The sequence below is a fragment of the Psychrobacter sp. T6-1 genome (assembly GCF_052258445.1).
The window spans coordinates 1-5,318 of the sequence record NZ_JBQQFC010000165.1 but is presented as its reverse complement, the minus strand read 5'-3'; the positions used below and the strand labels follow the sequence as shown (position 1 = coordinate 5,318).

Below are 5,318 nucleotides of genomic sequence, written 5' to 3'. Positions count from 1 at the left end.
ATGGTTTGTCTTACCGATGACAGTACTGGTATTGATCCAAATATCAAATGCTACCCAATTCCTGAGATGGACTTGCCACCAGGGCCTGAGCGTGGCTGGAAAAAACTGACCACTTTCAAACCTGAGCTGTATGACCTAAAAGGGGTTGCGCTGTTTTTGGATATTGATATTGTTATCGTTGATAATATCGATAGCTTTTTTACTTATGAATCCAAATATGATGATAGCGTCGTTATTATCCGCGATTGGAAAAAGCCATGGCGGATGATCGGTAATAGCTCTGTTTACCGCTTTAAAATTGGACAGAACACATACCCTAATCTGCTCAGTAACTTTGAGCATAATTTTAATACTATCCGTACCCAAGTTCGTCATGAGCAAGCCTATCTATCCAACTATCTGCGCGAGCATCATCATTTAGAGTATTGGCCTAAAGAGTGGTGCGTAAGTTTTAAATACCAATGCATTGCCCCTATTCCTTTGAACTTCGTACGTGCGCCTATACTCCCTGATAACGCCAAGATCGTTATATTTCATGGGGAAATAAATCCGCCCGATGCTATTGAAGGCGGTAGCGGCAAATGGTATCGTCATGTCAAGCCCAGTCCTTGGCTAAAAGTTCACTGGCAGTAAGACAACCCACAATGACAATAACCCGTACTATCGCTAAAAATCATATTGACTTGGAGCAGACCGCTTCGCATCCTTTGCCTGTGGATATTGTCATCGCTTGGGTGGACGGTAACGATCCACTCTTAAAGCAAAAAAGAGAGAAGTACAAGTCAAACAATACGCTAGCCTCAGAGGCCATCATTGCCACACGTTTCGCCAGTGACAATGAAATTTACTACAACATTGCCTCCATTTTAAAATACGTGCCGTTTTGTCGTCACATTTATATTGTCAGCGATCAGCAAAGACCAGCTTTACTCGATGAGTTTGCCGCGCAGAATATCTGCTCTAAAGATAAAATACGTATTATCGATCATAGCGTATTATTTGCAGGCTACGAGCAGTACTTACCCACCTTTAATACGCGCTCGATCGAAACGATGCTTTGGAATATTCCGGGTTTATCTGACTACTTTATTTATATGAATGATGATTTTTTCTTTAACCAAGCGGTGACTTTGGATGACTTTATAGCTGACGATAACTTTATCCTTTATGGTCATTGGCGCAACAATGCACCCTTACTTGCCAAACTTAAATTGCGTCAGTCTCGCCAAAAGCTCTTTGGAACCCCTTTACAACCTAAACATACGGTCGCGCAGATGCTAAGTGCAAAAATATTAGGACTATCTCAGTATTTTGAGATTCATCATTATCCTCATATCGTAGATAAAAATATCTTACAAACCTATTTGCTAGATCATCCGCAGTTTTTGCAGACTCAGATTAAATACAAGTTTAGAGATGTCGCGCAAGTGAATCCTATAACACTAATGAATCATCTCAAAATTCAAAAGCATGAAGCTATACTTAAGCCTGAGACCTCGATAAATTATATTAAAAAAGCCAAGACTGTCGATGACTTTATTGCAAACCTGAATGATGAGTCCATTAAATTTGGCTGTATCCAAAGCCTAGATTTGCTCGATTCTGACTCTTACAATAGGATCAGCAATGCTATGATACACAAATTCTCAAAGCATTTACCGTCGTCACTATTAATAGAAAACAATCAGTAGTTGCCACTATCCATCAGTTACTCAGCACTAAACCACGAACAAAACCTAATCTTGGACTTTTTATGAAAATAGCAGTAGTAGGTACAGGTTATGTCGGTTTATCCAATGCAATGCTCCTCGCTCAGCACAATACTGTCGTTGCTGTTGACGTTGTGCCCGAAAAAATCGACTTACTCAACGCCAAAAAATCGCCTATTGAAGATAAAGAGATTGAGGATTTTTTAGTTAATAAAAACATCGATTTTACCGCAACCCTTGATACTGTCGCAGCTTATAAAGACGCGGACTTTATTATTATTGCCACTCCTACTGACTATGACTCCAAGACCAATTACTTTAATACTCAAAGCGTTGACACTGTTATAAAAGCGGTGCTGGCTGTCAACCAAACCGCCTTAATCGTTATCAAATCAACGGTACCAGTAGGATATACGACTGAAGCAAGAGAACGTTATTCGACCAATAATATTATATTTTCTCCTGAGTTTTTGCGAGAAGGCCAAGCGCTCTATGACAATCTCTACCCCTCTAGAATCATCGTTGGTGGTCAGTCTGAACGCGCGCAGCAATTTGCAAATCTGCTATTACAAGGCGCTATAAAAAAGGACGTTCCGCAGCTATTTACTGAGTCTACTGAAGCGGAAGCGATCAAACTGTTCTCTAACACCTACCTTGCCATGCGCGTAGCCTACTTTAATGAGCTAGACACTTACGCCCAGTCGTTTGGACTGGACACCAAACAAATTATTGAGGGCGTAGGCTTAGACCCAAGAATTGGTAATCACTATAACAACCCCTCATTTGGCTATGGCGGCTACTGCTTACCTAAAGACACCAAGCAACTACTCGCCAATTACGATGAAGTACCAAGTAACTTAATCAAGGCTATTGTAGACTCTAATAGAACGCGCAAAGACTTCATTGCTGATGCTATTTTGGCTAAGAATCCAAAGATCGTTGGCGTGCATCGTCTTGTGATGAAAAGCGGCTCTGACAACTTTAGAGCCTCAGCGATTCAAGGTATTATGAAACGTATTAAAGCAAAGGGTATCGAAGTGGTCGTGTATGAACCTGTATTAGAAGCAGATGAGTTCTTTAACTCAAAAGTGATCAAAGAATTAGAAACCTTTAAAGCGATGAGTGATGTGATCGTTGCCAATCGCTTATCTGCTGATATTGAAGATGTCGCGCACAAAGTATTTACCCGTGATTTGTTTGGGAGCGATTAATGAAAATTTTGGTTACGGGCGCAGCGGGTTTTATTGGTTTTCATGTTATTAAAGCCTTGTTACAGACGTCTTCGTTAGATAAAAACTACTGTATCGTAGGTATCGATAATCTCAATGATTACTACGATGTACCGCTCAAAAATGATCGTTTGCAAATTCTGGATAATATTAAAGGCGATAATAGTTTTAACTTTATTAAATTAGATCTAGCAGATCGTGAGTTAATGGCAGATTTGTTCACTAAATACGGGTTTGATATCGTCATTAATCTTGGTGCGCAAGCAGGCGTTCGCTACTCTATTGAGAACCCGCATGCCTATATGGATTCAAACCTAGTCGGGTTTTTGAACGTGCTTGAAGGCTGTAGACATAGCCGCGTCAAGCACTTACTCTATGCCAGCTCCAGCTCAATATATGGTATGAATACCAAGCAACCGTTCAGCACAGAAGATCGCGTTGATTATCCCATTAGCTTGTATGCTGCCACCAAAAAATCTAACGAATTGATGGCGCACTCTTATAGTCATTTATATAATATACCAACGACAGGTCTACGGTTTTTTACCGTTTATGGACCTTATGGTCGACCCGATATGGCCTATTTTTCTTTTACCAAAAAGATATTAGCAGGTGAGCCAATTGACGTTTTCAATAACGGTGAGATGCAACGCGACTTTACTTATATTGATGATATCGTTGAAGGTATCATTCGCATAATGCATAAAGCACCTGCGCCGCAAGAATCATCTATAACTACCGCAATTGCACCTTATAAGATATATAATATCGGCAATAATCGGCCCATCACCTTACGCCGTTTTATTACCGCAATTGAAACAGCATGCGGTAAAAAAGCGATAGAGAATTTATTACCTATGCAGCCAGGGGATGTTCCTATCACTTATGCAGATATCGACAACTTGCAAAAAGACATAGGCTTTGTGCCTAAAACGAGCATTGAGGACGGTATTAATCAGTTTGTAGCGTGGTATAAAGAATATTATTAAATTTAGCAAAAAACAGCTACTAAGAGGATCAGTAACAAACAGCATTATTTGTCTTCTTGGTGTCGAAAAATATAACTAGTATCGGAATTTTTAAAATGAGCACATTAGCTAAGTGGCAACGAAAATTTATTTTAGTTTTTAAAAGTGAAAAGCGTCTAAATGCAGGCAGAGTTGTCAAAACCTTTAATCATAAAAGTTACGAGGAGATGAAAGCCACAACTATCACTGAGTCAATGTGCAATCTCGATATTTTAAGTGATAGACCTAAAATTAAAGACTTAGAGGGTCATCTTAACAATGTAAAATATAAAATGATTGGTCAATCAGAGCTATGTTTTTATCAGGTGACTTTGATTATATTGCTACGTCGTAGATACAAAATAAAAGAAACATTCGCCGAATTTGAGCGCTTATGGAATACTGAAAGTGAGTACTTACTTGAGCATTTATCTATTCGCTGGATTGTCTCCGCTTGTGATACCTTTATTGACCACTCAGAGGATATCAATAGAGCGACTATCTTGATGAATGTCATTACTTTGATCAATACTCTACGCGCTTATGAGACCAAAGCATTTTTACAGACGCCTCTAAACGCCGCTCCTACACCCCTGCTCGATGACAAGATTAATATGCTCTACGCTGGTGATTTACCTTTGTACGCAGGTTTGACCTACTTTCGCGTTGGTACCGATGATAGCTTAAGAAATATGCGCAAACGTTATAAAACGTTTTACAAAACGGACGAGCTTGCAACGACTATTTTATTGTCAATATTCAACAAACTACAGTTTAACGAAAGCGCATTTTCTATACTACGCACCCTACATAAAACAGATTGGTCAGAATGGTGGGTAGAAGAATAACTAATCACTAATGTTCATAAACTCTTTGTATTGACGAGCAATATTTGTAGGTGACAGCTGTTTATCAAAAGTAGTCCGAAAAACATTTATATCGTCCATAGCTTCATTCATTTTTTGAGCTAAAGCATCAGTATCTCCAACAGGTACAAGATTGTTCGGTGGTAACAACTCACTTGGACCTGACGGACAATCGGTACTGATAACAGGTGTATCTAGTGCTAAAGACTCAGCGATTACACGCCCAAACCCTTCAAACACTGAAGACAACACCATAAAATGTGCATGCTTTATATAAGGGTATGGATTTTTTTGAAACCCTAAAAAGTGTACCTTATCTTCCAAATTTAAAGAAACTACCAGCTCTTTCATCGAATCAAATAGTGCCCCTTCTCCAAGTAGTAAAAGGGGTAATTTTTTTTGAGTTTTAGCATAGCTTCTAATAAGCATCTCATGCGCTTTTTGTGTTTTAAAACTTCCCACGTGAATAATATAAGAAGAATAGCTTGGCCTAAAGTCTGAAGCCAT

General features: G+C 39.2%; 6 protein-coding genes. 5 read left to right on the top strand and 1 reads right to left on the bottom strand.

Translation table 11 applies throughout. The features are described 5' to 3' along the window. The 5 genes from ACTXGO_RS09220 to ACTXGO_RS09200 all read left to right on the top strand — a co-directional run. A partial coding sequence (locus tag ACTXGO_RS09220; protein WP_443574173.1) for a glycosyltransferase occupies positions 1-633 on the top strand: 633 nt, incomplete at its 5' end. 11 nt (positions 634-644) lie between these two features. Then, positions 645-1,691: a Stealth CR1 domain-containing protein gene (locus ACTXGO_RS09215; RefSeq protein ID WP_443542215.1), complete on the top strand. Its 1,047-nt coding sequence runs from the start codon at positions 645-647 to the stop codon at positions 1,689-1,691. A gap of 62 nt (positions 1,692-1,753) precedes the next feature. Then, positions 1,754-2,920 (top strand): nucleotide sugar dehydrogenase, encoded by a 1,167-nt coding sequence (locus ACTXGO_RS09210; protein ID WP_443542213.1) that lies wholly within the window; start codon positions 1,754-1,756, stop codon positions 2,918-2,920. Continuing rightward, positions 2,920-3,927: an NAD-dependent epimerase gene (locus tag ACTXGO_RS09205; RefSeq protein ID WP_443542211.1), complete on the top strand. Its 1,008-nt coding sequence runs from the start codon at positions 2,920-2,922 to the stop codon at positions 3,925-3,927. The genes ACTXGO_RS09210 and ACTXGO_RS09205 overlap by 1 nt, the downstream gene beginning before the upstream one ends. A gap of 206 nt (positions 3,928-4,133) precedes the next feature. Next, positions 4,134-4,793 (top strand): hypothetical protein, encoded by a 660-nt coding sequence (locus ACTXGO_RS09200; protein WP_443542209.1) that lies wholly within the window; start codon positions 4,134-4,136, stop codon positions 4,791-4,793. On the opposite strand, the gene ACTXGO_RS09195 is transcribed toward ACTXGO_RS09200, so the two are convergent. Beyond that, a partial coding sequence (locus tag ACTXGO_RS09195) for a glycosyltransferase (protein ID WP_443574171.1) occupies positions 4,794-5,318 on the bottom strand: 525 nt, incomplete at its 5' end.

What these genes read in the sequence shown, in the direction of transcription:
- ACTXGO_RS09205 (WP_443542211.1), top strand. Translation starts at nt 2,920, where the DNA reads ATGAAAATTTTGGTTACGGGCGCAGCGGGTTTTATTGGTTTTCATGTT.
- ACTXGO_RS09210 (WP_443542213.1), top strand. Translation starts at nt 1,754, where the DNA reads ATGAAAATAGCAGTAGTAGGTACAGGTTATGTCGGTTTATCCAATGCA.
- ACTXGO_RS09200 (WP_443542209.1), top strand. Translation starts at nt 4,134, where the DNA reads ATGAAAGCCACAACTATCACTGAGTCAATGTGCAATCTCGATATTTTA.
- ACTXGO_RS09215 (WP_443542215.1), top strand. Translation starts at nt 645, where the DNA reads ATGACAATAACCCGTACTATCGCTAAAAATCATATTGACTTGGAGCAG.